Annotated in this window: 26 protein-coding genes; 23 read left to right on the top strand and 3 right to left on the bottom strand. The window is 68.6% G+C overall.

Annotated features, from left to right (window positions below):
- From nuoH to EFJ44_RS11470, 16 genes are all read left to right on the top strand, one after another.
- On the top strand, positions 1–1,074 hold the full coding sequence (nuoH, locus tag EFJ44_RS11545; protein WP_125257346.1) for an NADH-quinone oxidoreductase subunit NuoH: 1,074 nt from the start codon (positions 1–3) through the stop codon (positions 1,072–1,074).
- Positions 1,071–1,283, top strand: a complete 213-nt coding sequence (locus tag EFJ44_RS11540) for a hypothetical protein (protein ID WP_125257345.1) — start codon at positions 1,071–1,073, stop codon at positions 1,281–1,283. The genes nuoH and EFJ44_RS11540 overlap by 4 nt, the downstream gene beginning before the upstream one ends.
- 40 nt (positions 1,284–1,323) lie before the next feature.
- Positions 1,324–1,815: an NADH-quinone oxidoreductase subunit NuoI gene (gene nuoI / locus EFJ44_RS11535; RefSeq protein ID WP_125257344.1), complete on the top strand. Its 492-nt coding sequence runs from the start codon at positions 1,324–1,326 to the stop codon at positions 1,813–1,815.
- 106 nt (positions 1,816–1,921) lie between these two features.
- Positions 1,922–2,545, top strand: coding sequence for an NADH-quinone oxidoreductase subunit J (locus tag EFJ44_RS11530; protein WP_420897392.1), 624 nt, complete (start codon positions 1,922–1,924; stop codon positions 2,543–2,545).
- Positions 2,545–2,853, top strand: a complete 309-nt coding sequence (nuoK, locus tag EFJ44_RS11525; RefSeq protein WP_125257342.1) for an NADH-quinone oxidoreductase subunit NuoK — start codon at positions 2,545–2,547, stop codon at positions 2,851–2,853. The genes EFJ44_RS11530 and nuoK overlap by 1 nt, the downstream gene beginning before the upstream one ends.
- An 8-nt stretch (positions 2,854–2,861) precedes the next feature.
- Positions 2,862–4,943 carry an NADH-quinone oxidoreductase subunit L gene (nuoL, locus tag EFJ44_RS11520; protein WP_164511908.1) on the top strand — a complete coding sequence of 694 codons (2,082 nt, stop codon included), beginning with the start codon at positions 2,862–2,864 and terminating at the stop codon, positions 4,941–4,943.
- Positions 4,944–4,947: 4 nt separating this feature from the next.
- Positions 4,948–6,438 carry an NADH-quinone oxidoreductase subunit M gene (locus EFJ44_RS11515; RefSeq protein ID WP_125257340.1) on the top strand — a complete coding sequence of 497 codons (1,491 nt, stop codon included), beginning with the start codon at positions 4,948–4,950 and terminating at the stop codon, positions 6,436–6,438.
- A gap of 4 nt (positions 6,439–6,442) precedes the next feature.
- Positions 6,443–7,888 (top strand): NADH-quinone oxidoreductase subunit NuoN, encoded by a 1,446-nt coding sequence (gene nuoN / locus EFJ44_RS11510; protein ID WP_125257477.1) that lies wholly within the window; start codon positions 6,443–6,445, stop codon positions 7,886–7,888.
- Positions 7,885–8,640 carry a biotin--[acetyl-CoA-carboxylase] ligase gene (locus EFJ44_RS11505; protein ID WP_125257339.1) on the top strand — a complete coding sequence of 252 codons (756 nt, stop codon included), beginning with the start codon at positions 7,885–7,887 and terminating at the stop codon, positions 8,638–8,640. Before nuoN ends, EFJ44_RS11505 begins: the two co-directional genes overlap by 4 nt.
- Positions 8,637–9,419: a type III pantothenate kinase gene (locus tag EFJ44_RS11500; protein WP_125257338.1), complete on the top strand. Its 783-nt coding sequence runs from the start codon at positions 8,637–8,639 to the stop codon at positions 9,417–9,419. Before EFJ44_RS11505 ends, EFJ44_RS11500 begins: the two co-directional genes overlap by 4 nt.
- On the top strand, positions 9,416–11,086 hold the full coding sequence (locus EFJ44_RS11495) for a ribonuclease J (protein WP_125257337.1): 1,671 nt from the start codon (positions 9,416–9,418) through the stop codon (positions 11,084–11,086). The genes EFJ44_RS11500 and EFJ44_RS11495 overlap by 4 nt, the downstream gene beginning before the upstream one ends.
- Positions 11,087–11,234: 148 nt before the next feature.
- Positions 11,235–11,660, top strand: a complete 426-nt coding sequence (gene mce, locus EFJ44_RS11490; RefSeq protein WP_125257336.1) for a methylmalonyl-CoA epimerase — start codon at positions 11,235–11,237, stop codon at positions 11,658–11,660.
- Positions 11,660–11,917 (top strand): DUF1467 family protein, encoded by a 258-nt coding sequence (locus tag EFJ44_RS11485; RefSeq protein WP_125257335.1) that lies wholly within the window; start codon positions 11,660–11,662, stop codon positions 11,915–11,917. The genes mce and EFJ44_RS11485 overlap by 1 nt, the downstream gene beginning before the upstream one ends.
- Positions 11,918–11,992: 75 nt before the next feature.
- The gene (gene proS, locus EFJ44_RS11480; protein WP_125257334.1) at positions 11,993–13,309 is read left to right on the top strand and encodes a proline--tRNA ligase; all 1,317 of its coding nucleotides are present in this window, start codon (positions 11,993–11,995) and stop codon (positions 13,307–13,309) included.
- The gene (locus tag EFJ44_RS11475) at positions 13,306–14,580 is read left to right on the top strand and encodes a lipoprotein-releasing ABC transporter permease subunit (RefSeq protein ID WP_125257333.1); all 1,275 of its coding nucleotides are present in this window, start codon (positions 13,306–13,308) and stop codon (positions 14,578–14,580) included. Before proS ends, EFJ44_RS11475 begins: the two co-directional genes overlap by 4 nt.
- Positions 14,573–15,274 (top strand): ABC transporter ATP-binding protein, encoded by a 702-nt coding sequence (locus tag EFJ44_RS11470; protein ID WP_125257332.1) that lies wholly within the window; start codon positions 14,573–14,575, stop codon positions 15,272–15,274. The genes EFJ44_RS11475 and EFJ44_RS11470 overlap by 8 nt, the downstream gene beginning before the upstream one ends.
- A 37-nt stretch (positions 15,275–15,311) precedes the next feature.
- Here EFJ44_RS11470 and EFJ44_RS14040 read toward each other — a convergent pair whose 3' ends face one another.
- Positions 15,312–15,428: a hypothetical protein gene (locus EFJ44_RS14040; protein ID WP_241209775.1), complete on the bottom strand. Its 117-nt coding sequence runs from the start codon at positions 15,426–15,428 to the stop codon at positions 15,312–15,314.
- 379 nt (positions 15,429–15,807) lie between these two features.
- On the opposite strand from EFJ44_RS14040, the gene dnaE reads away from it, so the two are divergent.
- Genes dnaE through EFJ44_RS11455 form a run of 3 tightly spaced genes read left to right on the top strand, consistent with a single transcriptional unit; the run spans position 15,808 to position 19,852 of the window.
- A complete protein-coding gene (dnaE, locus tag EFJ44_RS11465) occupies positions 15,808–19,263 on the top strand; it encodes a DNA polymerase III subunit alpha (RefSeq protein ID WP_125257331.1) in 3,456 nt (1,151 codons plus the stop codon).
- Positions 19,263–19,496: a hypothetical protein gene (locus tag EFJ44_RS11460; protein ID WP_125257330.1), complete on the top strand. Its 234-nt coding sequence runs from the start codon at positions 19,263–19,265 to the stop codon at positions 19,494–19,496. Before dnaE ends, EFJ44_RS11460 begins: the two co-directional genes overlap by 1 nt.
- A complete protein-coding gene (locus tag EFJ44_RS11455; protein ID WP_125257329.1) occupies positions 19,493–19,852 on the top strand; it encodes a GFA family protein in 360 nt (119 codons plus the stop codon). Before EFJ44_RS11460 ends, EFJ44_RS11455 begins: the two co-directional genes overlap by 4 nt.
- Before the next feature lie 3 nt (positions 19,853–19,855).
- Here the strand turns inward: EFJ44_RS11455 and EFJ44_RS11450 are convergent, their stop codons facing one another.
- Positions 19,856–20,683 (bottom strand): M23 family metallopeptidase, encoded by an 828-nt coding sequence (locus EFJ44_RS11450; protein WP_125257328.1) that lies wholly within the window; start codon positions 20,681–20,683, stop codon positions 19,856–19,858.
- Positions 20,680–21,357: a hypothetical protein gene (locus tag EFJ44_RS11445; RefSeq protein ID WP_125257327.1), complete on the bottom strand. Its 678-nt coding sequence runs from the start codon at positions 21,355–21,357 to the stop codon at positions 20,680–20,682. The genes EFJ44_RS11450 and EFJ44_RS11445 overlap by 4 nt, the downstream gene beginning before the upstream one ends.
- A gap of 213 nt (positions 21,358–21,570) precedes the next feature.
- Here EFJ44_RS11445 and rpsB point away from each other — a divergent pair, with 213 nt between their 5' ends.
- The 4 genes from rpsB to frr all read left to right on the top strand — a co-directional run bounded on the left by rpsB (position 21,571) and on the right by frr (position 24,968).
- On the top strand, positions 21,571–22,485 hold the full coding sequence (gene rpsB / locus EFJ44_RS11440) for a 30S ribosomal protein S2 (RefSeq protein WP_125257326.1): 915 nt from the start codon (positions 21,571–21,573) through the stop codon (positions 22,483–22,485).
- Between the two features lie 104 nt (positions 22,486–22,589).
- On the top strand, positions 22,590–23,528 hold the full coding sequence (gene tsf / locus EFJ44_RS11435) for a translation elongation factor Ts (protein ID WP_125257325.1): 939 nt from the start codon (positions 22,590–22,592) through the stop codon (positions 23,526–23,528).
- Between the two features lie 111 nt (positions 23,529–23,639).
- Positions 23,640–24,380, top strand: coding sequence for a UMP kinase (gene pyrH, locus EFJ44_RS11430; protein ID WP_125257324.1), 741 nt, complete (start codon positions 23,640–23,642; stop codon positions 24,378–24,380).
- A gap of 30 nt (positions 24,381–24,410) precedes the next feature.
- Positions 24,411–24,968 (top strand): ribosome recycling factor, encoded by a 558-nt coding sequence (gene frr / locus EFJ44_RS11425; RefSeq protein WP_125257323.1) that lies wholly within the window; start codon positions 24,411–24,413, stop codon positions 24,966–24,968.
- The last annotated feature ends 5 nt before the right edge of the window (positions 24,969–24,973 follow it).

The raw sequence follows: 24,973 nt of genomic DNA, 5'->3' as shown, positions 1-24,973 counted from the left end.
ATGACCGAGTTCTGGACCTCTCCCCTCGGCTGGACCCTGGCCACCGTCGGCGCGATCCTGCTGGTGACGGTCGGCGTGCTGCTGGCCGTGGCCTTCCTGCTGCTGGCCGACCGCAAGATCTGGGCGGGCGTGCAGATGCGCAAGGGCCCGAACGTGGTCGGCCCCTTCGGCCTGCTTCAGTCCTTCGCCGACTTCTTCAAATTCGTGCTGAAGGAAGTCGTCGTTCCGGCCGGCTCGGACAAGGCGGTGTTCCTGCTGGCCCCGGTGCTGACCGTGATCGTGGCCTTCGGCGCCTGGGCGGTGATGCCGTTCGCGCCGGGCTGGGTCATCTCCGACCTGAACGTCGGCATCCTGTACGTCTTCGCCATCAGCTCCCTGGGCGTCTACGGCATCATCATGGGCGGCTGGGCGTCGAACTCGAAGTATCCGTTCCTCGGCTCGCTGCGGTCCGCGGCGCAGATGGTGTCCTATGAGGTGTCCATCGGCCTGGTGATCATCAACGTGATCCTGCTGGCCGGCACCATGAACCTGACGACCATCGTCACCGAGCAGGAAGGCTGGATCTGGAACTGGTTCGCCTTCGGCGGCGGCGCGGGCACCTGGCCCACCGTCCTGATCATGTTCCCGATGGCGATCGTCTTCTTCGTCTCGGCCCTGGCCGAGACCAACCGCCCGCCGTTCGACCTGCCCGAGGCGGAGTCGGAGCTCGTGGCCGGCTATCAGGTCGAGTACTCGTCGACGCCGTACCTGCTCTTCATGATGGGCGAGTACGTCAACATCGTCTTCATGTGCGCCATGATCAGCCTGCTGTTCTTCGGCGGCTGGAACCCCGGATTCGACGTCGCCCTGATCGGCCTGCCGGACTGGCCGCAGTGGCTGGCCAACCTGTTCTATCTTCTGGTCTTCTCGGCCAAGATCGTCTTCTGGTTCTTCATGTTCGCCATGGTGAAGGCCTTCGTGCCCCGCTATCGCTACGACCAGCTGATGCGTCTGGGCTGGAAGATCTTCCTGCCGACCTCTCTGGTCGCCGTCGCCGGCGTCTCGGCGTGGCGCGTGTTCATGGTGGGGGCGTGATGCGCGCGATCCTGATCCTGACGCTGGCGCTGACGTCCGCCGCGTGCAACTGGACGCGGCCGATCCAGCCGAACCCGAACGAGACCGCCCAGCAGCGGGTGGAGCGCGCCGACCGCCAGGCCGAGCAGGACCGACGCTGTCAGGCCGCCGCCAACCGCAACGCCGACCGCGACTATGACCGCGACATGCAAGCCTGCCCGCGGAACTGACCATGTTGACGATGACCCCGATGACCCGAGGATCGACCCGATGATCGCCCGCATGAGCCAGACCCTGCGCGGCGCCCTGCTGGTCGACGTCGTGGGCGCCTTCTTCCTGACGTTCAAGCACCTGCTGCGTCCGAAGATGACGGTGAACTATCCGTTCGAGCGCAATCCGCAGTCGCCGCGTTTCCGCGGAGAGCACGCCCTGCGCCGCTATCCGAACGGGGAAGAGCGCTGCATCGCCTGCAAGCTGTGCGAGGCCATCTGCCCGGCCCAGGCCATCACCATCGAGGCCGAGCCTCGCGAGGACGGCAGCCGCCGCACGACCCGCTACGACATCGACATGGTGAAGTGCATCTACTGCGGCCTGTGCCAGGAGGCCTGTCCGGTCGACGCGATCGTCGAGGGGCCGAACAGCGAGTTCGCCACCGAGACGCGCGAGGAGCTGTACTACGACAAGGCCCGCCTGCTGGACAACGGCGATCGCTGGGAACGGCAGATCGCGAAGAATCTGGAGATGGACGCGTCGTGGCGCTGATCGTCTCCGTCAACCTTGTCGCCGCCGAAGGCGCAGGTCTAGAAGGGCGCCGCGCTGCGTCGGGTGACTCGTGCGCGCAGTCCGCAACCTGGGGAGCCCGCGCGTGATCGCTGCCGTCGCCTTCTATGTGCTGGCCGCCGTGACGGTGGTTTCGGCCCTGCTGGTCGTCACCGCGCGCAACCCCGTGCACTCGGTTCTGTGGCTGATCATGGCCTTCTTCTCGGCCGCGGGGCTGTTCGTTCTGCTGGGCGCCGAGTTCCTGGCGATGCTCCTGGTCGTGGTCTACGTCGGCGCCGTCGCCGTGCTGTTCCTGTTCGTCGTCATGATGCTGGACGTCGACTTCGTGAAGCTGCGCGAGGGCTTCGCCCGCTATCTTCCCATCGCGATCATCGTGGCCGGGGTGCTGCTGGCCGAGATGATCATGATCACCGTCGCCGTGGCCAACGGCGGCGCGGCGGCCGACGCCGTCGGGCCCGCGGCGGCGACGGCCGACAAGACCAACATCGAGGCCATCGGCCGGGTGCTCTACACGGACTACGTCTACTTCTTCCAGGCCGCCGGCATCGTGCTGCTGATCGCCATGATCGGCGCCATCACCCTGACGCTGCGCCACAAGCCGGGCATCAAGCGTCAGGACGTCGGCGTCCAGGTGGGTCGCAATGCGAAGACCGCCATGGAGCTGAAGTCCATCGAGACCGGCGCCGGCCTGAACCCCGAGGATCTGCGCTGATGGTCGTGACCCTGGCCCACTATCTGGCGGTCGCCGCCATGCTGTTCACCATCGGCGTGTTCGGCATCTTCGTGAACCGCAAGAACGTCATCATCATCCTGATGTCGGTCGAGCTGATCCTGCTGGCCGTGAACATCAACTTCGTCGCCTTCTCGACCCACCTGAACGAGGTGTCGGGTCAGATCATGGCCATGTTCGTGCTGACCGTCGCCGCGGCCGAGGCCGCCGTCGGCCTGGCCATCCTGGTGACCTTCTTCCGCAATCGCGGCGACATCGCCGTGGACGACGCCTCGGTGATGAAGGGCTGACCGTGGACATCCAGCTTCTCGTCACCCTGGGCGTCTTCGCCCCCCTGCTGGGCGCCGCGATCGCGGGACTGTTCGGCCGGCGCATCGGAAACTTCGCCTCGCAGGCCGTCACCACGGGCCTGCTGTTCTTCTCGTGCTTCGTCGCCTGGACGGTCTTCATCCAGCACACCTGGGGGCACATGGAGGCCTTCACGGTCCAGATCGCGCCCTTCATCAACGTGGGCGACTTCCAGTCGAACTGGGCCATCCGCATCGACGCCCTCTCCGCCGTGATGCTGATCGTGGTCACCAGCGTGTCGTCGCTGGTCCACCTGTATTCCTGGGGCTACATGGCCGAGGACGACAGCCGGCCGCGCTTCTTCGCCTATCTGTCGCTGTTCACCTTCGCCATGCTGGCGCTGGTCACCGCCGCCGACTTCATGCAGCTGTTCTTCGGCTGGGAAGGGGTGGGCCTGGCGTCCTATCTGCTGATCGGTTTCTGGTACAAGAAGCCCACGGCCTCGGCCGCCGCCATCAAGGCCTTCGTCGTCAACCGCGTCGGCGACTTCGGCTTCGCCCTCGGGATCATCACCGTCTTCTGGATGTTCGGCACGATCCAGTTCGCCGAGCTGTTCCCCATGATCGCCGACCGCGCGGGCACGGGCTGGGAGTTCCTGGGCCACACCTGGTCGGCGCTGGACCTGGCGGGCGCCCTGCTGTTCGTCGGCGCCATGGGCAAGTCGGCGCAGTTCTTCCTGCACACCTGGCTTCCCGACGCCATGGAGGGCCCGACGCCGGTGTCGGCCCTGATCCACGCGGCGACCATGGTGACCGCCGGGGTCTACATGGTCTGCCTGCTGAGCCCGATCTACGAGTACGCGCCGACGGCGTCGTTGCTCATCGCCATCACGGGCGCGGTCACGGCCCTGTTCGCCGCGACGGTCGGCCTGATGCAGAACGACATCAAGCGGGTGATCGCCTATTCGACCTGTTCGCAGCTGGGCTACATGTTCTTCGCGGCGGGCGTGGGCGTCTACGAATCCGCCATGTTCCACCTGTTCACCCACGCCTTCTTCAAGGCGCTGCTGTTCCTCGGCGCGGGTTCCGTGATCCACGGCATGCACCACGAGCAGGACATGCGGAAGATGGGCGGCCTGTGGAAGCTGCTGCCCGTGACCTATGCGGTCATGTTGATCGGCACCATCGCGATCACCGGCCTGGGCATCCCGGAGATCGGCGGCTTCGCCGGCTTCTATTCCAAGGACTCGATCATCGAGAGCGCGTACGCCGCGGCAACCACGGGGCACTCGGCGGCCGGGTACTTCGCCTTCATCGTCGGCCTGCTGGCCGCCGCCCTGACCAGCTACTACTCGTGGCGTCTGATCTTCATGACCTTCCACAACAAGCCGCAGTGGACCGAAGAGGCCCACGCCGCCCACGCGCACGGTCATGACGATCACGCGACCGACGCCCAGCTTGAGACCCACTCCGAGCCCCTGCCGGACGCCCACGACGATCACGCCCACGACCACCACGGCCCCCTGCACCCGCACGAGAGCCCGTGGGTGATGCTGGTCCCGCTGATCCTGCTGTCGGTGGGCGCGGTGGCGGCCGGTTTCATCTTCGCGCCGCACTTCATCGGCCACCACGAGAACGAGTTCTGGCGCGGGGCCATCTTCTCCGGCGCGGGCAACCACGTGCTGCACGACAGCCACGAAGTGCCGAAGTGGGTGAAGTGGGCGCCGCTGGTCGTCACCCTGATCGGCGCCGCCTTCGCCCTCTACTACTACGTGCTGCGCGAGGGGCTGGCGAAGCGGATGGCCGAGGCGAAGGGACCGCTGTGGACCTTCCTCTACAACAAGTGGTTCTTCGACGAGCTGTACGACGTGGTCTTCGTGCGCGGCGCCAGGGCGCTGGGCGACCTGTTCTGGAAGGTCGGCGACGTGAAGATCATCGACGGCCTCGGTCCCAACGGCGCGGCCTGGGCCTCGCTGAAGTCGGCCGCGCGGCTGGGCAAGATCCAGTCCGGCTACGTCTACCACTATGCCTTCGTGATGCTCCTGGGCGTGGCGGGCCTGCTGGCCTTCGTCATCGCGACCTTCGGAGCCTGAGCCCATGGCCGTGACCGATCACATCCTCAGCCTCGTCACCTTCCTGCCGCTGGTCGGCGCCGCCGCGATCCTGCTCGCGCGCTTCGTCGCGAAGGGTGAGGGGGCCGCGAACGCCGCGCGCTGGATCGCGCTGGGCACGACCCTGGCCACCCTGGGCGTCGCCGCCTGGCTGACGGCGGTCTTCGATCCGTCGCAGGTCGGCTACCAGTTCGTCGAACGCTACGAATGGTTCCGCGCGGCCCAGTATCATCTGGGCGTCGACGGGGTCTCGATCCTGTTCGTCCTGCTGACGGCCTTCCTGATGCCGCTGTGCATCGCGGCCAGCTGGACCACGATCAAGGACCGCGTCGTCGACTACATGATCGCCTTCCTGGTGCTGGAGACGCTGGTCATCGGCGTGTTCACGTCGCTGGACCTGTTCCTGTTCTACATCTTCTTCGAAGGCACCCTGGTGCCGATGTTCATCATCATCGGCGTCTGGGGCGGACAGAACCGGATCTACGCGGCCTACAAGTTCTTCCTCTACACCCTGCTCGGGTCCGTCCTTATGCTGCTGGCCATGCTGTGGATGGCCTTCGAGGCGGGCACCACCAGCATTCCGGCGCTCAAGGAATATGCGTTCAGCGCCCAGGCCCAGCCGTTGCTGTGGCTGGCGTTCTTCGCCTCGTTCGCGGTGAAGATGCCGATGTGGCCCGTGCACACCTGGCTGCCCGACGCCCACGTGCAGGCGCCGACGGCGGGATCGGTGATCCTGGCCGGCATCCTGCTGAAGCTGGGCGGCTACGGCTTCATCCTGTTCAACCTGCCCATGTTCCCGCAGGCCTCGCAGCAGTTCGCGCCGCTGGTCTTCGCCCTGTCGGTGATCGCCATCGTCTACACCTCGCTGGTCGCCTTCCGGCAGACCGACATCAAGAAGCTGATCGCCTATTCGTCGGTGGCGCACATGGGGTTCGTCACCATGGGCATCTTCGCCGGCAACGAGCAGGGCGTGCAGGGCGCGGTGTTCCAGATGCTGAGCCACGGCCTGATCTCGGGCGCGCTCTTCCTCTGCGTCGGCGTGGTCTACGACCGCATGCACACGCGGGAGATCGCCTTCTACGGCGGCCTGACGTCGAAGATGCCGTGGTTCGCCGCCATCTTCCTCATGTTCACCATGGCCAACGTCGGCCTGCCGGGCACCAGCGGCTTCATCGGCGAGATCCTGACCATGACGGCGGTCTATGAGGTCTCGACCTGGGCCGCCCTGTTCGCCGCCTCGGGCGTGATCTTCTCGGCGGTCTACGCCCTGACGCTGTACCGCAACGTCATGTTCGGCGAGATCACCAACCCCGCCCTGAAGACGATCACCGACATCGACCTGCGCGAGCTGGCGATCTTCGTGCCGCTGATCGTCGGCACCCTGTGGCTGGGCGTCCAGCCCGGCCTCGTTCTGGACGTGACCGCCGCGTCGGTCGAAGGCGTGACCACCGCCTATCGCGCCGCGATCGGGGGCTGAGATGATGATGGACCTTACGGGCGCGCTGCAGATCGCGGCTTCCGAACTGACCCTGGCCGTCGGCGCCATGGTGCTGCTGATGCTGGGCGCCTTCATGGGCGAGAAGTCGGCGCGGCTGATCTCGATCCTGTCGGTCGGCCTGCTGATCGGCGCCTCGGCCGTCGCCGCCACCTCGCCGCTGGGCGTCGCCTTCGACGGCGCCTTCGTGTCGGACCGGCTGGCCGTGTTCGCCAAGGTCGCCATCTTCCTGTGCTCGGCCGTGGCCATCGTGCTGGCCGACGGCTGGATGCACCGACAGCGCATCGCCCGGTTCGAGCTGCCGATCCTGATCGTCCTGGCCTCGGTCGGCATGGCCATGATGGCCTCGTCCGGCGACCTGATCTCGCTCTACGTCGGCATCGAGCTGCACTCGCTGGCGCTCTACGTTCTCGCCGCCTTCCACCGCGACGACCTGAAGGCGTCGGAGGCGGGCCTGAAGTATTTCGTTCTGGGCGCCCTGTCTTCAGGGCTCCTGCTGTACGGCGCCAGCCTGGTCTACGGCTTCACCGGCTCCATGCGGTTCGACGACATCGCGGCGGTGGCCTCGGCCGACCCGGGTCCGGGCCTCATCTTCGGTCTGGTGTTCCTGATCTGCGGTCTGGCTTTCAAGGTTTCCGCGGCGCCGTTCCACATGTGGACGCCCGACGTCTACGAGGGCGCGCCCACGCCGGTGGTGGCCCTGTTCGCCACGGCCCCCAAGCTGGCCGCAATGGTGCTGATCGCCCGCGCTCTGGACCAGGGCTTCGGCGGCATCCACGACCAGTGGGCCCAGGTTCTGGTGCTGATCTCGCTCATCTCGTTCGCCGTCGGCGCCTTCGGCGGTCTGGTGCAGAGGGACCTGCAGCGGCTGCTGGCCTATTCGTCGATCGCCAACATCGGCTACGCCCTGCTGGGCCTGACCGCCGGCACCACGGCGGGCGTGCAGGCGATGCTGATGTTCATGACGCTGTACGTCATCGACCAGTTCGGCTTCTTCGCCATCCTGCTGAGCCTGTCGCGCGGCGGCCGTCCCATCCGGCGCATCGCCGATCTGGCGGGGCTGAAGAAGGACAGGCCGCTGACGGCCATCGCCCTGACGGTGCTGTCGCTGTCGGTGCTGGGCATGCCGCCGTTCTCGGGCTTCTGGGGCAAGTACTACGTCTTCGGCGCGGCCGCCGACGCCGGCTACTGGCAGGTCGCCGCGGCCGGTCTGGTCGCCTCGGTCGTGGCCGCCTTCTACTATCTGCGCATCATCAAGCTGATGTGGTTCGACCCGGCGCCCGAGGGCGTGGAGGCCACGGACAGGGCCCCGATCGAGGCGAAGACCGTCGCCCTGGCCAGCGCCGCCTTCGCCTTCCCGCTGGTGATCGTCGGCCTGACCTGGCTTGAGCCCCTGACCCGGATCGCCGCGACCGGCTACGGCGCGGGATGACCGCGGCGCAGGTCGAGATCCTGCGTCTCGACGAGGTCGACTCCACCAATGCCGAGGCGCGTCGTCTGGCCGAGGCCGGGCGCCTGGCGCCGGTCTGGATCACCGCGCGTCGCCAGACCGCGGGGCGGGGACGGCGCGGCCGGGCCTGGTCCAGCGAGACGGGCGACCTGGCCGCGACGCTGCTGGCCGTCACGCGCCGCCCGCCGGCCGAGGCGGCGCAGGTCACCTTCGTGGCGGCGCTGGCCGCGCATGAGCTGATCGCCGCCTTCGTCGAGCCGGAGCGCGTCCGCATCAAATGGCCCAACGACGTCATGATCGACGGGAAGAAGGCGAGCGGAATTCTGCTGGAGAGCGGGGCGCATCCGGCGGGCGGCCTTTGGCTCGCGGTCGGGATCGGCGTGAACCTGACGCATGCGCCCGACGACGTGGAACGTCCGGCGGTCGCCGTCGCGCAGGCACTTCGGCCCGACGTGGCCTATTCCCCGTCGCCGGGCGCGGCTCTGGACCTTCTGGCCCAGGCCTTCGACGCCTGGTGGGAGCGGTGGGAGCGTTACGGCTTCGCGCCGATCCGCGACGCCTGGGCCGCGCGGGCGCAGGGACTGGGCGGGCCGGCGGTCGCGCGGCTGGGGCATGAGACGGTCGAAGGCATCGCGGAGGGGCTGGCCGACGACGGCGCGCTGCGGCTGCGGCTGGCGGACGGGACCCTGCGCCTGATATCTGCGGGCGACGTCTTCTTCGGAGAGGCCGGCTGATGCTTCTGGCGATCGAGCAAGGCAACACCAACACGCTGTTCGCCGTGCATGACGGCAAGGACTGGATCGCCCAGTGGCGCACGGCGACCGAAAGCACGCGGACGGCCGACGAGTACGCCGTCTGGCTGGCCCAGCTGCTGGGCATGCGCGGACTGGCGCTGAAGGCGCTGAACGCCTGCATCATCTCGTCCGTGGTGCCGCAGTCGATCTTCAACCTGCGCAACCTGTCGCGGCGCTGGCTGAACGCCGAGCCGCTGGTCATCGGCGATCCCGGCGTCGACCTGGGCATCCAGGCGCGGATCCTCAAGCCGACAGAGGCGGGCGCGGACCGGCTGGTCAATGCGGTCGGCGCGCATCTGAAGTATCCCGGCGACCTGATCGTCATCGACAGCGGCACGGCGACCACGTTCGACGTGGTCGCCGCCGACGGCGCCTTCGAGGGCGGGGTCATCGCGCCGGGCATCAACCTGAGCCTTCAGGCCCTGCACGAGGCGGCGGCGATGCTGCCGCGCATCGCCATCCAGAAGCCCGACCGCGTGATCGGCAAGGACACGGTTTCGAACATGCAGTCCGGCGTCTTCTGGGGCTACGTCGCGCTGATCGAGGGGCTCACGGCGCGCATCAAGGCCGAGTGGGGCAAGCCCATGACCGTCATCGGAACCGGCGGCGTCGCCAGCCTGTTCGAAGGCGCGACGCCGGCCATCGACGTCTTCGATTCCGACCTCACCATCCGCGGGCTGCTCGAAATTCACCGCCGCAACACCCACATGGGCGCATGACGAAAAACAAGAACGACGAGCTCGTCTTCCTGCCGCTGGGCGGGTCCAACGAGATCGGAATGAATTTCAACGCCTACGGCTTCGGCCCGGCGCACGGCCGCAAATGGATCATCGTCGACGTCGGCGTGACCTTCGGCGACCTGACCACGCCCGGCGTGGACATCATCGTGCCGGACCCGACCGCGCTGGAAGGCGAGACCATTCTGGGCATCGTGGTCACCCACGCGCACGAAGATCACATCGGCGGTCTGCCGTGGCTGTGGCCGCGTCTGCAGGCGCCGATCTACGCCACGCCGTTCACCGCCTATCTGGTGCGGGAGAAGCTGCGCGACGCGGGGATAGACGATGCGCCGATCCATCTGGTCGACGTCGGCGGCACGGTCGACCTGGGCCCGTTCCACATCGAGATGGTCACCATGACCCACTCGATCGCCGAGCCCAGCGGGCTGGCGATCAGGACGCCCTTGGGCACCGTCTTCCACACCGGGGACTGGAAGTTGGACGACGACCCCGTGCTGGGGTCGAACACCGACGTCGAGGCGCTGAAGCGGCTGGGCGACGACGGCGTGCTCGCCATGGTCTGCGACTCCACCAACGTCTTCCAGGACGGCGTCGCAGGGTCCGAAGGCGAGGTCCGCACCGCCCTGGCGGCATTGATCTCGGACCTGAAGGGCAAGGTGGCCGTCGGCTGCTTCGCCTCCAACGTCGCGCGCATGGACAGCGTCATCCACGCGGCGGAACAGGCCGGCCGCCGGGTGGCTCTGGCGGGGCGGTCGATGCATCGCATCACGGCGGCGGCGAAGTCGGTCGGCATGCTGGCCGACGTGAAGCCTTTCCTGACCGAGCAGGAGGCGCGCATCTGGCCCGCCGACGAGATCCTGTATCTGTGCACCGGGAGCCAGGGCGAGGCGCGCGCCGCCCTGTCGCGCGTGGCCGACGGCAGCCATCCCTTCATCAAACTGGGCCCGGGGGACCACTGCATCTTCTCGTCGCGGATCATCCCCGGCAACGAGGTGCCGATCGGCCGCCTGCAGGACCGCCTGTCCGAGCGCGGCGTGCGCATCTACACGGACAAGGACCACCCGGGCATCCACGTCTCCGGCCACCCGTGCCGGGACGAGTTGAAGCTCATGTACCAGTGGGTGCGCCCGCAGATCGCGGTGCCGACCCACGGCATGCGCCGCCACATCGCCGAGCACGCCTTGCTGGCCAAGGACATGCAGGTCCCGCAGGCCATCACCCCCCGTGACGGCGACCTGGTGCGCCTGGCCCCCGGCCCGGCGGTCATCATCGACGAAGTGCCGTCCGCGCGCCTGTTCGTCGACGGCGGCATGCTGGTCGAGGAGGCGGGCGAGGCGCTGCGCGAGCGCAGGCACGCGTCGAACAACGGCGTCCTGATCGTCAGCTTCGCCCTCGACAGGCGCGGCAAGATCGTCAGCGACATCGACGTGCGCGGCCTGGGCCTGCCCGGCGACGCGGACCGCCCCTTGGGCGACATCCTGGACGACATGGCCGAGCGCGTCGAACAGACGGTGCGAAAGCTGAAGGGCGAGGCGCTGGAGGACGAGATGGTCGTCGAGCAGGCCGTCGCGCGCACCCTGAAGAAGGCCAGCCAGCACATCTGGGACCGCCGTCCGATCGTCGAGACGATCGTGCTGCGGCTATGACTTCCGCTCATCCCGGCGAAAGCCGGGATCCAGTGCTTTGACCCCACGGCCGTTGACGATGTGCCGCCCTGACATTCGTCAGCGGCTGTGCTTCTAGGACAGGACTGGATCCCGGCTTTCGCCGGGATGAGCGGAGTTTTCTGGTTCGATGATCGGACGCCTGAATCACGTCGGGGTCGCCACCCCCTCCATCGAGGCCTCGGTGGCCCTGTACCGCGACCTGCTTGGGGCGACGAGGGCGCACGCGCCGTTCGACCTGCCGGCGCAGGGCGTGCGGGTCTGTTTCGTCGACCTTCCCAACAGCCAGATCGAACTGATCGAGCCGCTGGGCGAGGACAGCCCGATCCACGGCTTTCTGGCGAAGAACCCGAAGGGCGGCCAGCACCACGTCTGTTTCGAGGTCGAGGACGTCCTGGCCGCGCGCGACGCCCTGAGGGCCAGGGGCGCGACCATCCTGGGCACGGGCGAGCCCCGCATCGGCGCCCACGGCACGCCGATCATCTTCGTGCACCCCAGGGACATGGGCGGGGTGCTGGTCGAACTGATGGAAAGCCCGAAGGAGGGCGCGCACTGATGGACTTTCCGATCGGCCCGATCACCATGACGGCGATCTACATCACGTGCTGGTGGACCGTGCTGTTCGCCGTCCTGCCGCTGGGCATGAACCAGAGCGATCAGGAGCGTCCGACCGACGGCGGCCAGTGGGGCGCGCCGGCCAATCCGAACCTGAAGAAGAAATTCCTCACCACCACCTGGGTTTCGGCCATCGTCTGGGCGTTCATCATGGTCCTGATCGGCACGGGCTGGCTGCCGCTGCCCAACCTGCGGTGACGGCGGCCTAGCTTTCGCCCCGCCGACCCGGCTAAAGCTGGCGGCCCACCTCCCGCCTGCCCGGATTCCCAGACCATGCGCCTGTCGCGCTATTTCCTGCCCACGCTGAAAGAGGCGCCTTCGGACGCCCAGATCGTCTCGCACCAGCTGATGCTCCGCGCCGGCCTGATCAAACAGGAGGCCGCGGGCATCTACGCCTGGCTGCCGCTGGGCCTGCGGGTGCTGAAGAAGATCGAGCAGATCGTCCGTGAGGAGCAGGTCCGGGCCGGCGCCGTCGAGCTTCTGATGCCGACGCTGCAGCTGGCCGATCTGTGGCGCGAGAGCGGCCGCTACGACGCTTATGGCCCGGAAATGCTGCGCATCACCGACCGGCACGAGCGCGAGCTGCTGTACGGCCCCACCAACGAGGAGATGATCACCGACATCTTCCGGGCCTATGTGAAGAGCTACAAGGCGCTGCCGCTCAACCTCTTCCACATCCAGTGGAAGTTCCGCGACGAGCGCCGCCCGCGCTTCGGCGTCATGCGCGGCCGCGAGTTCCTGATGAAGGACGCCTATTCGTTCGACATTGACGAGGCCTCGGCCCGCAAGGCCTACAACCGCATGTTCGTGGCCTATCTGAACACCTTCGCCCGCATGGGCCTGAAGGCCGTGCCGATGCGGGCGGACACCGGGCCGATCGGCGGCGACCTGAGCCACGAGTTCATCGTTCTGGCCGACACCGGCGAAAGCCAGGTGTTCTGCGACCGCAAGCTGGTCGAGATGCCGGCACCCGGCGCCGACGTGGACTGGGACGACCTGCAGGCCCTCGTCGACGGCCGCACCTCGCTGTACGCCGCCACCGAGGAAATGCATGACGCCGCCGCCTTCGAAGCCCAGACGGCCGAGGCCGACCGCCTGACCGCGCGCGGCATCGAGGTGGGCCACATCTTCTACTTCGGGACCAAATACTCGGCGCCGATGAAGGCGAAGGTCGCGGGGCCCGACGGCGCCGACACGGAAGTCCACATGGGCAGCTACGGCGTCGGCGTGTCGCGGCTGCTGGGGGCCATCATCGAGGCCAGCCATGACGAGGGCGGCATCATCTGGCCCGACGCGGTCGCGCCGTTCGACGTCGTCGTCATCAATCTGCGCGCCAATGACTCGGCCTGCTCCGCCGCCTGCGAAGACGCGGTGAAGCAGCTGGAATCGCTGGGCAAGGACGTGCTCTACGACGACACCGACGAACGGCCGGGCGGCAAGTTCGCCACCGCCGATCTGATCGGTGTGCCCTGGCAGTTGACCATCGGGCCCAAGGGGCTGGCCGACGGCGTGGTCGAGCTGAAGCGCCGGGCCACCGGCGAGAAGGTCTCCGTGCCGCTGGCCGGGGCGATCGAAAGGCTGACCGCGTGAAGGGCGCGGGTCCCTTCTCCGCCTGGGAGATCGGCCTGGCGCTGCGCTACCTCCGCGCCAAGCGGAAGGAGGGGGGCGTCGCCCTGATCGCCTGGATCAGCTTCGTCGGCATCATGCTGGCCGTCACCGTGCTGATCTCGGTGATGAGCATCATGGCCGGCTTCCGGTCGGAGCTGCTCAGCCGCATGCTCAGCTTCAACGGCCATCTCTACGTCCACGGTCAGGTTCTCACCGCCGACGACCGCGAGCAGCGGCTGGCCTCGCTGGACGCCTTGCCGCAGGTGGTCAGCGTGACCCCCCTGATCGAGAGCCCGGCCATGTTCCGCGCCGGCGGTCAGATCACCGGCGGGCTGGTGCGCGGCATCCGGCCGGGGGACCTGGATTCCATGCGTTTCGTCTTCGCCAGCCTGGACGATCAGGCCAAGGCCACCTTCGGCCAGGGCGACTGGGGCGGCGACCGGGTGCTGGTCGGCAAGGCGCTGGCCCAGCAGCTGGGACTGGGCGTCGGATCGCCCATCACCCTGTACTCGCCCACCGGCGCCGACAGCGCCTTCGGCAATCTGGGCGGTCAGGAAAAGACCTACGTGGTCGGCGGGATATTCTCTTCCGGCGCCGCGGACTTCGATCGGGCCTACGTCTTCATGCCGCTGGAACAGGCCCAGCTCTTCTTCGGCAAGGAGGGCCTGTGGGACGTGGTCGAGCTGAAGGTCACGGAGCCCGACAGGGTCGAGCGGATCCTGCCGGCCGTGCGCGAAGCCGCGGGGCCCGGCACGCTGGTCACCGACTGGCGCCAGAGCCTGGCCGCCTTCTGGGGCGCCCTGCAGGTCGAGCGCGTCGCGATGAGCATCATCCTGGGCATGCTGGTCGTCATCGCCACCCTGAACATCATCAGCGGCATCGTCATGCTGGTGAAGAACAAGACGCGCGACATCGCCGTGCTGCGGACGGTGGGGGCCAGTCCGTCGTCCATGCTGCGCGTCTTCTTCATCGCCGGAGCCACGATCGGCATCGCGGGCACCGCGGCGGGGATCACGCTGGGCCTGCTGTTCTGCCTGAACATCGCGGCGATCCAGCACTTCCTCGAGGGCCTGCTCGGCGTGCAGCTGTTCAACGCCGAGGTCTACATGCTGGACGCCGTGCCGGCCCTGGTCGACATGGGCGACGTCTTCTGGGTGGCCGTGCTGGCCGTCGGCGCCTCGTGCCTCGCGGCCTTCCTGCCCTCGTGGCGGGCCAGCCGGCTCGATCCGGTGGAGGCGCTTCGCTATGAGTGAACCCGTCCTCTCGGTCCGTAACCTGACGCGCACCTACGTCACCGGCTCGGGCGGCCTGACTGTGCTGAAGGGCGTCGATCTGGACGTCATGCCCGGTGAGATCGTCGGCCTCATCGGTCCGTCGGGCTCGGGCAAGTCGTCCCTGTTGCATGCCGCCGGCCTGCTGGAGAAGCCCACCGAGGGCTCCATCGCCATCGACGGAGAGGACGTCGGCGGGCTGGACGAGCGGGCCCGGACGAAGCTGCGCCTGTTCAAGATCGGCTTCGTCTACCAGTTCCACCATCTGCTGCCGGAGTTCGACGCCCGCGACAACGTCGCCCTGCCGATGCGCATCGCCGGCGTGGGCGAGGCGGAAGCCCGCCGGCGCGCCGAGGAGACCCTGACCTCGCTGGGCCTCGGCGAACGGCTGACCCACCAGCCGGCCCAGATGTCGGGCGGCGAGCAGCAGCGCGTCGCCATCGCCCGCGCGCTCGGCAATGCGCCTCGTCTGCTGCTGGCCGACGAGCCGACCGGAAACCTGGACCCCACCACCAGCCAGGCCGTCTTCGACGACCTTCGCGCCCGGGTGAAGGCCACCGGCGTCGCCGCCCTCATCGCCACCCACAACATGGAACTGGCGGGCCACATGGATCGCGTCTTCGCCCTGAAGGATGGCCATCTGGAAGAGCGCCCGGCGGAGAGCCACGCCTACTGAGGCCCGCCGGCCCGCCGGCGCGGGGAGGGCGGGACGCCTACCGCTTGCCGGGCGGCTGGGTGAACGGCGAGGTTCCCACCTGGATCGCCGGCTTCGGCTTCTCCGCCTTGGGTTTGCGGACTTCCTTGTTCTTCCGAACCTGCCCTTTGGCCATGGCCGGGCTCCTGGCGACGCCTGTCGCCGGGTCGGCGGGTGCTGGTCGGCGCGCCGCTCTTTCTGCCAGAGGTCGCCGGCGGACGCGAGCGATTGCTTGGTGACGGCCTTGACGGGAACAAAGCGACAACATAGAACATTACCGGAACATCATTTCTGGGGACGGTCCTATGGCTCGGTGGATGCGGGAGGCGATGGCGCTGGCGTCGTGCGGCGGTTTCGTCTGGATGGTGTGGCAGGTGGCGTTGAGCGCGCACGGGGTCTGACGGAGACCGAGTGGGAGTAATGGGAGTCTTTTTTCCGGACTCTCACTCTCATGCCGACGTCGTGGACCGGCCGGGCGAGTCGCGGTCTGATCGAGCCATGAAGCGGGTGACGGCGTGAGCGAGGCGGCGACGGGTTCGGGGTTCGTGCACCTTAGGGTGCGGTCGGCCTATTCGCTTCTGGAAGGCGCGCTGAAGGCCGGGAAGATCCCCAAGATGGCGGCCGAGGCCGGCATGCCCGCCGTGTGCGTGGCCGACCGGGCCAACCTGTTCGGCGCGCTGGAGTTCAGCCAGGCCGCGCGCGACGCCGGCGTGCAGCCGCTGATCGCCTGCGCCTTGCCGGTCAGCGGCATCGGCGGCCAGGTGAACGCCCGCTGGGCCCGGTGCGCCACCGTGGTGCTGATCGCCCAGGACGAGACCGGGTGGCTGAACCTGTGCGACCTGTCCTCCGCCGCCTACCTCAGCGCCGACGACGCGGTCGAGCCCTGTGTGCCGTGGTCGCGCGTCGTGGAGCGCAACGCCGGGCTGATCCTGCTGTCCGGCGGCCCCGACGGCCCGATCGATCCCCTGTTCGTGCAGGGCCGCGACGCCGACGCCCATGCCGCCCTGGCCGAGATGTCCCGCGTCTTCGGGGACCGCTTCTACGTCGAGCTTCAGCGCCACGGCCGCCCGGAGGAGTCCCAGGCCGAGGCCGGTCTGGTCGCCTGGGCCTATGCGAACGACGTGCCCCTCGTCGCCACCAACGACGTCCACTACGCCAAGGCCACGCAGGCGCGCAGCCACGACGCCCTGCTGTGCATCGCCGACGGCGCCTTCGTGGGTCAGGAGGACCGCCGCCGCATCACCGACCAGCACTGGTTCAAGCCGCCCGCGGCCATGCGCCAGCTGTTCGCCGACCTGCCCGAGGCCTGCGACTCCACGCTGGAGATCGCCCGCCGCTGCGCGTTCCTGGTCAAGACCCGCGCCCCCATCCTGCCGCGCTTCGACACGGGCGACGGCCGCACCGAACCCGATGAGCTGATGCATCAGGCCCGCGAGGGGCTGAAGGCGCGGCTGAAGCAGGTCGTCCCCGCCGCCCCGGAGGAGGACTACTGGGGCCGGCTGGAGTGGGAGGTCGGGATCATCACGCAGATGGGCTTTCCCGGCTACTTCCTGATCGTGGCCGACTTCATCAAATGGGCCAAGGCGCACGGCATCCCCGTGGGTCCGGGACGGGGGTCGGGCGCGGGCTCTCTGGTGGCCTGGGCCCTGACCATCACCGACCTCGACCCCCTCCGGTTCGGGCTGCTGTTCGAGCGCTTCCTGAACCCCGAGCGGGTCTCCATGCCCGACTTCGACATCGACTTCTGCCAGGAGCGGCGGGAGGAGGTCATCGCCTATGTGCAGGAGCACTACGGTCAGGACCGTGTGGCCCAGATCATCACCTTCGGCACCCTGCAGGCGCGCGCCGTGCTGCGCGACGTCGGCCGCGTGCTGCAGATGCCGCTGGGCCAGGTCGACCGCCTCTGCAAGATGGTCCCGAACAACCCGGCCAATCCGACCACGCTGGAACAGGCGATCGAGATCGAGCCGCGCCTGAAGGAGGCGCGCGACGCCGAGCCCGCCGTCGCCAACCTGCTGTCCGTCTCGCTGGAGCTGGAGGGCCTGTACCGTAACGCTTCCACCCACGCCGCCGGCATCGTCATCGGCGACCGGCCGCTGACCGAACTGGTGCCGCTCTACAAGGACCCGCGCTCCGACATTCCGGCCACCCAGTTCAACATGAAGTGGGTCGAGCCGGCCGGTCTGGTGAAGTTCGACTTCCTGGGCCTGAAGACCCTGACGGTGCTGGACCGCGCGCGCCAGTTCCTGGAGCGGCGCGGGGCGGCGCCGGACTGGAACGGCCTGCCGCTGGACGACGCCCCGACCTATGAGCTGATGGCCTCGGGTCAGACGGTCGGGGTGTTCCAGCTGGAATCCCAGGGCATGCGCGACACCCTGCGCAAGATGCGCTGCGGCTCCATCGAGGAGATCACGGCCCTGATCTCCCTCTATCGGCCGGGGCCGATGGAGATGATCGACACCTACATCGACCGCAAGTTCGGGCGGCAGGAGGTCGACTACCTGCACCCCACGCTGCAGGAGACGCTCAGCGAGACCTACGGCGTCATCATCTACCAGGAGCAGGTGATGAAGATCGCCCAGATCCTGGCGGGCTACAGCCTGGGCGAGGCCGACCTGCTGCGTCGCGCCATGGGCAAGAAGAAGAAGGAGGAGATGGACTTCCAGCGGGCCCGCTTCATCGCGGGCGCGTCGGAAAAGGGCGTGCCGGAGGCCCAGTCCGGCGGCATCTTCGACCTGGTGGCCAAGTTCGCCGGCTACGGATTCAACAAGTCGCACGCCGCCGCCTATGCCCTGATCAGCTTCCAGACCGGCTGGCTGAAGGCCAACCACCCGGTCGAGTTCATGGCCGCGTCCATGAGCCTGGACCTGTCCAACACCGACAAGCTGGCCGTCTTCTACCAGGACGCCCGGCGCTTCGGCGTGAAGGTCGAGCGGCCCGACGTGAACCGCTCTTCCGCCGACTTCGACGTGGCGTGGACGGACGGGGAGGGCGCGGTGCTCTACGCGCTGGGCGCCGTGCGCAACGTCGGTCTGGAGGCCATGCGCCACGTGGTCGAGGTGCGCGAGGCAGGCGGCCGGTTCTCCGACATCTTCGACTTCCTGGAACGCGTCGATCCGCGCGCGGTGAACAAGCGCGCGCTGGAGAACCTGGCCCGCGCCGGCGCCTTCGACGGCATCCATCCGAACCGTCGTCAGCTGGTCGAACAGGCCGACGTCCTGATCGCCTATTGCCAGTCGGTGGCCGCCGAGCGCGCCTCGAGCCAGGTCAGCCTGTTCGGCGCGGATCAGGCCCACGCCGCTCGCCCCCGACTGAAGGCCGTCGAGCCCTGGAGCGGGCCGGACGCGCTGGATCAGGAGCTGGCCGCCGTCGGCTTCTACCTGTCCGGCCACCCTCTGGAGGACATGGCCTCGGCCCTGAAGCGCCGCCGCGTCACCTTCGCCGCCGAGGTGCAGGCCCTGGCGGAAAGCGGCCATGAGGCCTTCCAGATGGCCGGCGTCGTCCGCCGCCGTCAGGAGCGGGCCAGCGCCCGGACCGGCGAGAAGTTCGCCTTCGTCACCTTCTCCGATCCGACGGGCGAGTTCGAATGCCTGTTCCCGCCCGAACAGCTGCGCAAATGCCGCGACAGGCTGGAGACGGGGGCCACCGTGCTGGTCAAGGTCCGCGCCAAGGCCGCGGACGGAGAGGTGCGCTACTTCGGCGACGACGTCTCGCCGCTGGACCGGATCATCGACGACGCGGCGGCGGGCCTGCGCGTGCACGTCTCGTCCCGCGCCGCCGACGCCGAGGCTTTGAAGGCCCGGCTGGACCGCGCCCGCGCCGACGACCGGGGCGGCGAAGTATGCATCGTCGCAGCGCTGGAGGGCCGCCGCGAGGTCGAGATCCGCCTGCCCGGCCGCTATCGCCTCGACGCCGCCGTCCGCGGCGCGCTGAAGACCGCGCCGGGGGTCACCCTGCTGGAGGACGCGTGATGCCTCTTCGGAGGTGGTGGCTGTTCTGGTCTGGCCTCGGCCTGACGGGCCTGTGCGCCTTTCTCGGCTTCACGCCGACGGTCTGGATTCTGGAAGGCCGTCCGGACGAGAGCTACCCGGAGCTGTTCTTCGCGTTCATCGCCCTGCCGGCGGCCTTGCTGGTGGCGGTGGTGGGGCTGGTCATGGCCCTGCGATCCGGCCGGGGCGAACGGAAGAAGGGGACGGACCGATGACGGCCACCCACACGGGCTCCTGCCACTGCGGCGCGATCGCCTTCGAGGTCGAGAGCGATCTGAAGGACGTGATGGAGTGCAACTGCAGCCACTGCTTTCGCACCGGCGTCTGGCTGACCTTCGTGCCCACCGACAAGTTCCGGATCACGAAGGGCGAGGGGGTGGCGCAGGAGTACCTGTTCAACACCCGCAAGATCCGTCACTTCATCTGCCCCACCTGCGGGGTCGAGACGCACGGCTTCGGCGCCGGGCCGGACGGGGTCGAGAACGCCGCGGTCAACGTCCGCTGCCTGACCGACGTGGAGCCGTTCAGCGTGACGCCGACCATGCGGTTCGACGGCCTGCACAAGCTCTGACGGTCAGGTCTCCGGCGCCGGCGGTGTGGCCTGCAACAGGCGGCCGTAGCTGTCGGTCAGGCTGGAATAGGTCGGCACAAAGATGACGCCCAGGTCGTCGGAGCCCGACACCACCGGCGCCTTGATCTCGAAATGCAGGTGGATGGTCGTGGCCGAACCGCCGAAGTCGTCGGACACCCGGCCGATGCGCTGGCCGCGCGTGACCCGCTGACCCTCGGTCAGGATGGTGACGACGTGCGCCCGATCCATGTGCAGGTAGCGGTACAGCCGTCCGCTGTCGCCACGGATGAAGACGGAGTAGCTGCCGATCGAGGTGACGACGCCGTTCTCCGCCGCCACGACCCAGTGCACCTTCTTGACGCAGGTGGCCGGGCGGATGTCCTGGCCCTGATGGCCTTTCCCGGCCGGGCACATGCCGTTGGTCCACGACCGCGTCTCACAGAAGTTGTCGCGCCACGGATAGGCGTAGTTGCGGGCGTCGCACTGGCCACCCGGCCCCGGGGCCATGAAGCCTCCGTAGCCGTAGACCTGCGAGTTGGCGTAGGCGGGGGCCGCCTCCATCGGGAAGCGCATGCCCGGCGCCCAGATGGTCGGGTCCGTCGCGCCGGAGCCCGAGCCCGGGTACAGCGACCCGCCCGGTTCGTGGGGCCAGCTGACGGGTTCGGGCGCCGGCGGCTCCGGCTCCGTCGGAGGCGAGGGCTCGCCGGGCGGCACGACCTCTCCGGGGGGAACCGGGTCAGTCCCGTCCGGCCCGGCGTCGGCGGGCGTGCAGCCGGAAGGCGAGCAGGCGGTGAGCAGCAGCAGGCCCAGCAGGGGCAGGGCGCGTCTCATTGCCCGTCTCCCAGCAGCACCATCGACGCGGCGAAGGCGATGGCCCGAGCCTCGGTGCAGTTGCCGCCCCCCGGGGCGCCGCAGATGAAGCTGACGTTGTAGGCCGCGCCGAAGCGGCCGAAGCTCACGTCGACGCCGTACTCGGTCCTCTCGGCCCTGACCTGGTCCAGCCCGGCCTGGCCGGCCTGCGTCAGCGACCGCTCCAGCGCCGTCGGCCCGCGCGTGGCGGTGCGCGCCTGCGGCGGCGTCATCGGCGGGGGGAGGGGGCCGGCCGCCGGGCTGCGCAGGGCACGCGTCGTGCCGTAGATCTCGATGACGTCGTCGCCGTCGCGCACCACGAGCGTGTACTGGCGGTCTCCCGGATGGAACCGGGCGGTCGCCAGCAGGGTCGGATCGGAGGGACCCAGAACCGGCACGGTCGAGGCCTGGATCTCCGGCGCCTCCGCCCGGGCGGGGCTCCGGGCCAGAACGCCGCGCAGGCGCGTCGCCAGCGGGTCCTGCCGGGCCCGGGCCAGAGCGGCCGCCTCGGCGCGGTCGGGCGTCAGGACCACGGCCGCCGGCACGGGCGGCGCATTCGGCTCGGCGGGCGGTTGCGGCCGAGTCTGGGTCAGGGCCGTCCCCGCCAGCAGGCCCGCCGCCAGCAGGCCCACGCCCACGATCAAGGATTTCCGCATCGTCGCCCTCCCCGGACCGACCGAGCGTTCCACATATCACCGGTCGGCGGATCGCGCGACCTCGCCCTTGCCATCGGCGCCGGTTTCCCCTACACGCGCGCCCACTTCACACGCAGGCGTGGCGCGTGCCGGGAGACATCCGGTCCGCTCCGTTCCGAGGCTTCGGCTTTAAAGCGCCTGCGGCGGATCAATCGGATAAAGGACTGAACGCAGATGGCTCTGCCTGAATTCTCCATGCGCACCCTGCTCGAAGCGGGCGCCCACTTCGGTCACCAGACGCACCGCTGGAACCCGAAGATGGAGCGCTACATCTTCGGTTCGCGCTCGAACATCCACATCATCGACCTGTCGCAGTCGATCCCGCTGCTGCACCAGGCGCTGGTCGCCGTGCGCGACGTGGCGGCCAAGGGCGGCCGCGTGCTGTTCGTCGGCACCAAGCGTCAGGCCTCCGAGCCGATCGCCGAGGCCGCCAAGCGCTCGGCCCAGTACTACATGAACAACCGCTGGCTGGGCGGCACGCTGACCAACTGGAAGACCGTGTCGGGCTCCATCGCCCGCCTGCGCGAGCTGGACTCGCTGCTGGAGTCGGGCGGCGAGGGCCGGGTCAAGAAGGAACTGCTGACCCTGCAGCGCGAGCGCGACAAGCTGGAGCTGTCGCTGGGCGGCATCAAGGACATGGGCGGCCTGCCGGACATCATGTTCGTGATCGACACCAACAAGGAAGCGATCGCGATCCAGGAAGCCCGCAAGCTGAACATCCCGGTCATCGCCATCCTGGACACCAACTGCGATCCGGACGGCATCACCTATCCGATCCCGGGCAATGACGACGCCGCCCGCGCCATCCAGACCTACTGCGACCTGATCGCCGACGCCGTCCTGGACGGCCTGGCTTCGGGCGCCTCGGCCTCGGGCGTGGATCTGGGCGCTTCGGAAGCCCCGGTCGAGCCGATGCTGCGCGAAGCCAAGGCCGTCCCGGCCGAGGCCGAAGCCGCTCCGGCCGGCACGGAAGACGTGGCCGCCGAGATGGAGGCCGCCGCCGAAGCTGCGCCGACCGCCGACGCCGAGGCCCAGGCCGCGACGACCGAGGCCCTGGACGCCGTCGAAACCGAGAAGGCCACGGGCTGATCGCCCGGCGGTCTTCGCCCGAAGGCCGCGCCTGACGCCTGAGCGCGGCCGGGCCCTCCAGGGGTCCGGCCGTTCCCGCATACGAAGACCCAAGGAGACTGAACATGGCCGAGATCACCGCCGCCCTCGTCAAGGAACTGCGCGAGCGCTCCGGCGTCGGCATGATGGACTGCAAGAAGGCCCTGCAGGAGAACGACGGCAACATCGAAGCCGCGATCGACTGGCTGCGCGCCAAGGGCCTGTCCAAGGCCGCCAAGAAGGCCGACCGGGTCGCCGCCGAGGGCCTGGTCGCCGTCGCGTCGAAGGAAGTGGGCGCCGGCGAGGTGGCCTCGGCCATCGAGTTCAACGCCGAGACCGACTTCGTCGCGCGCAACGACCTGTTCCAGAACGCCGCCAAGCGCTTCGCCGAGCTGGGGCTGGAGCATGCGACCGTCGAGGGCCTGCACGGCGCCGAGCTGGAGTCGGGCAAGACCGTCCAGGACGAAGTCACCAACATGATCGCCACCATCGGCGAGAACATGCAGCTGCGCCGCGCCGCCCGCCTGTCGGTCGACGAAGGCGTCGTGGCCACCTACGTGCACAACGCGGTGTCGCCGGGCGTCGGCCGCATCGGCGTGCTGGTCGCCCTGCATGGCGCGGGCGACAAGGCCAAGCTGCGCGAGCTGGGCCGCAAGATCGCCATGCACGTGGCCGCCACCAGCCCGCTTTCGCTGAACACGGACGACCTGGACCCGGCCGCGATCGAGAAGGAACGCGCCGTGCTGATCGAGAAGGCCAAGGAAGAAGGCCGTCCCGAGAACATGATCGAGAAGATCGTCGAGGGGCAGATCAACAAGTTCCAGAAGGACGTGGTGCTGACCAAGCAGCCGTTCGTCATGAACCCCGACCAGACCATCGAGCAGCTGGTCGCCGAGGAGGGCAAGGCTCTGGGCAACCCCGGCCTGCACATCGGCGGCTTCGTCCGTCTGGCGCTGGGTGAAGGCGTCGAGAAGGTCGAGGGCCCTGACTTCGCCGACGAAGTCGCCTCGATGATGAAGGGCTGATCGGCCGAAAAGCCGAACGCCGAGGGCGCGCCGGGCTTTGAAGCCGGGCGCGCCCTTCGTCTATAAGGGACCGCCGATTCCGGCGTCTCTCCGCCCACCGATGGATTTCCCATGCCAGACGCGCCCAGCGAGTTCCGATACAAGCGCGTCCTGCTGAAGGTCTCCGGCGAGGTCCTGATGGGGGACCAGGGCTACGGCATCGACATGGCGACGGTCGCCGAGGTGGCCCAGGCCGTGGCCGAGGTGGCGCGCGAGGGCGTCGAGATCTGCCTGGTCATCGGCGGCGGCAACATCTTCCGCGGGCTGTCCAAGGCGGCCGGCGACATGGACCGCGCCTCGGCCGACTATATGGGCATGCTGGCCACCGTCATGAACGCCTTGGCCATGCAGGCGGCGCTGGAGAAGATCGGCGTCCAGACGCGGGTGCAGAGCGCCCTGGTCATGAACGCCGTGGCCGAGCCCTATGTGCGTCGTCGCGCCCTGCGGCACCTCGAGAAGGGCCGCGTGGTGATCTTCGCCGCCGGCGTCGGCGCGCCCTTCTTCACGACCGACTCGGGCGCCGCCCTGCGCGCCGCCGAGATGGGCTGCGACGCCCTGTTGAAGGGCACCAGCGTGGACGGGGTCTACACGGCCGATCCCAAGAAGGACCCGACGGCGACCCGCTACGACGAGCTGACCTATCACGACGTCCTCGCGCGCGACCTGAAGGTCATGGACGCCTCGGCGGTCGCCCTGATGCGTGACTCCGGCATCCCGATCGTGGTGTTCTCCATCCGCGAGAAGGGTTCGTTCCGGCGGACCCTCCGGGGCGAGGGCGCGTTCACCGTCATCCACAACGCCAAGACCGCCTGACAAGATCAAGAAGACTCGAGAGAAGTTTCCATGGCCAAGCCAGACCTCAAGACCTATCGCGACCGCATGGACAAGGCGGTGGACGCGCTGAAGAGCGAGTTCAACGGCCTGCGCACCGGCCGGGCCAACGCGGGGCTGCTGGATCCCGTCATGGTGGAGGCCTACGGCTCCACCTCGCCGCTGAACGCCGTCGCGGCGATCAGCGTGCCGGAGCCGCGCATGATCTCCGTCAACGTGTGGGACAAGGGCATGGTGGTGTCGGTCGAGAAGGCCATCCGCGCCGCCGGTCTGGGCCTGAATCCGGTGGTCGACGGCCAGACCCTGCGCATCCCGATCCCGCCGCTGACCGAGGAACGTCGCCGCGATCTGGCCAAGCTGGCCGGGAAGTACGCCGAGCAACAGAAGATCGCCGTGCGCAACGTGCGCCGTGACGCCAACGACGACCTCAAGAAGGCCGAGAAGGCCTCGGACATCAGCCAGGACGAACAGAAGAAGATGGAGACGGAGGTCCAGAAGGACACCGACGCCGCCATCAAGCGCATCGACGAGGCCCTGAAGGCCAAGGAAGCGGAGATCATGCAGGTCTGAGCCGA

It is taken from the genome of Brevundimonas fluminis (assembly GCF_003934285.1).
Classification (GTDB): Bacteria; Pseudomonadota; Alphaproteobacteria; order Caulobacterales; family Caulobacteraceae; genus Brevundimonas; species Brevundimonas fluminis.
The sequence above is the reverse complement of the archived record's forward strand: the minus strand, read 5'-3'. Positions and strand labels throughout refer to the sequence as shown.

Excerpts from the sequence above, each read along its gene's own strand:
- rpsB (WP_125257326.1), top strand. The coding sequence starts at position 21,571 with ATGGCTCTGCCTGAATTCTCCATGCGCACCCTGCTCGAAGCGGGCGCC.
- nuoH (WP_125257346.1), top strand. The coding sequence starts at position 1 with ATGACCGAGTTCTGGACCTCTCCCCTCGGCTGGACCCTGGCCACCGTC.
- EFJ44_RS11485 (WP_125257335.1), top strand. The coding sequence starts at position 11,660 with ATGGACTTTCCGATCGGCCCGATCACCATGACGGCGATCTACATCACG.
- EFJ44_RS11515 (WP_125257340.1), top strand. The coding sequence starts at position 4,948 with ATGGCCGTGACCGATCACATCCTCAGCCTCGTCACCTTCCTGCCGCTG.
- nuoI (WP_125257344.1), top strand. The coding sequence starts at position 1,324 with ATGATCGCCCGCATGAGCCAGACCCTGCGCGGCGCCCTGCTGGTCGAC.
- nuoK (WP_125257342.1), top strand. The coding sequence starts at position 2,545 with ATGGTCGTGACCCTGGCCCACTATCTGGCGGTCGCCGCCATGCTGTTC.
- tsf (WP_125257325.1), top strand. The coding sequence starts at position 22,590 with ATGGCCGAGATCACCGCCGCCCTCGTCAAGGAACTGCGCGAGCGCTCC.
- frr (WP_125257323.1), top strand. The coding sequence starts at position 24,411 with ATGGCCAAGCCAGACCTCAAGACCTATCGCGACCGCATGGACAAGGCG.
- proS (WP_125257334.1), top strand. The coding sequence starts at position 11,993 with ATGCGCCTGTCGCGCTATTTCCTGCCCACGCTGAAAGAGGCGCCTTCG.
- mce (WP_125257336.1), top strand. The coding sequence starts at position 11,235 with ATGATCGGACGCCTGAATCACGTCGGGGTCGCCACCCCCTCCATCGAG.
- EFJ44_RS11460 (WP_125257330.1), top strand. The coding sequence starts at position 19,263 with ATGCCTCTTCGGAGGTGGTGGCTGTTCTGGTCTGGCCTCGGCCTGACG.
- EFJ44_RS11445 (WP_125257327.1), bottom strand. The coding sequence starts at position 21,357 with ATGCGGAAATCCTTGATCGTGGGCGTGGGCCTGCTGGCGGCGGGCCTG.
- EFJ44_RS11455 (WP_125257329.1), top strand. The coding sequence starts at position 19,493 with ATGACGGCCACCCACACGGGCTCCTGCCACTGCGGCGCGATCGCCTTC.
- EFJ44_RS11450 (WP_125257328.1), bottom strand. The coding sequence starts at position 20,683 with ATGAGACGCGCCCTGCCCCTGCTGGGCCTGCTGCTGCTCACCGCCTGC.
- EFJ44_RS11470 (WP_125257332.1), top strand. The coding sequence starts at position 14,573 with ATGAGTGAACCCGTCCTCTCGGTCCGTAACCTGACGCGCACCTACGTC.
- pyrH (WP_125257324.1), top strand. The coding sequence starts at position 23,640 with ATGCCAGACGCGCCCAGCGAGTTCCGATACAAGCGCGTCCTGCTGAAG.
- EFJ44_RS14040 (WP_241209775.1), bottom strand. The coding sequence starts at position 15,428 with ATGGCCAAAGGGCAGGTTCGGAAGAACAAGGAAGTCCGCAAACCCAAG.
- nuoN (WP_125257477.1), top strand. The coding sequence starts at position 6,443 with ATGATGGACCTTACGGGCGCGCTGCAGATCGCGGCTTCCGAACTGACC.
- EFJ44_RS11505 (WP_125257339.1), top strand. The coding sequence starts at position 7,885 with ATGACCGCGGCGCAGGTCGAGATCCTGCGTCTCGACGAGGTCGACTCC.
- EFJ44_RS11495 (WP_125257337.1), top strand. The coding sequence starts at position 9,416 with ATGACGAAAAACAAGAACGACGAGCTCGTCTTCCTGCCGCTGGGCGGG.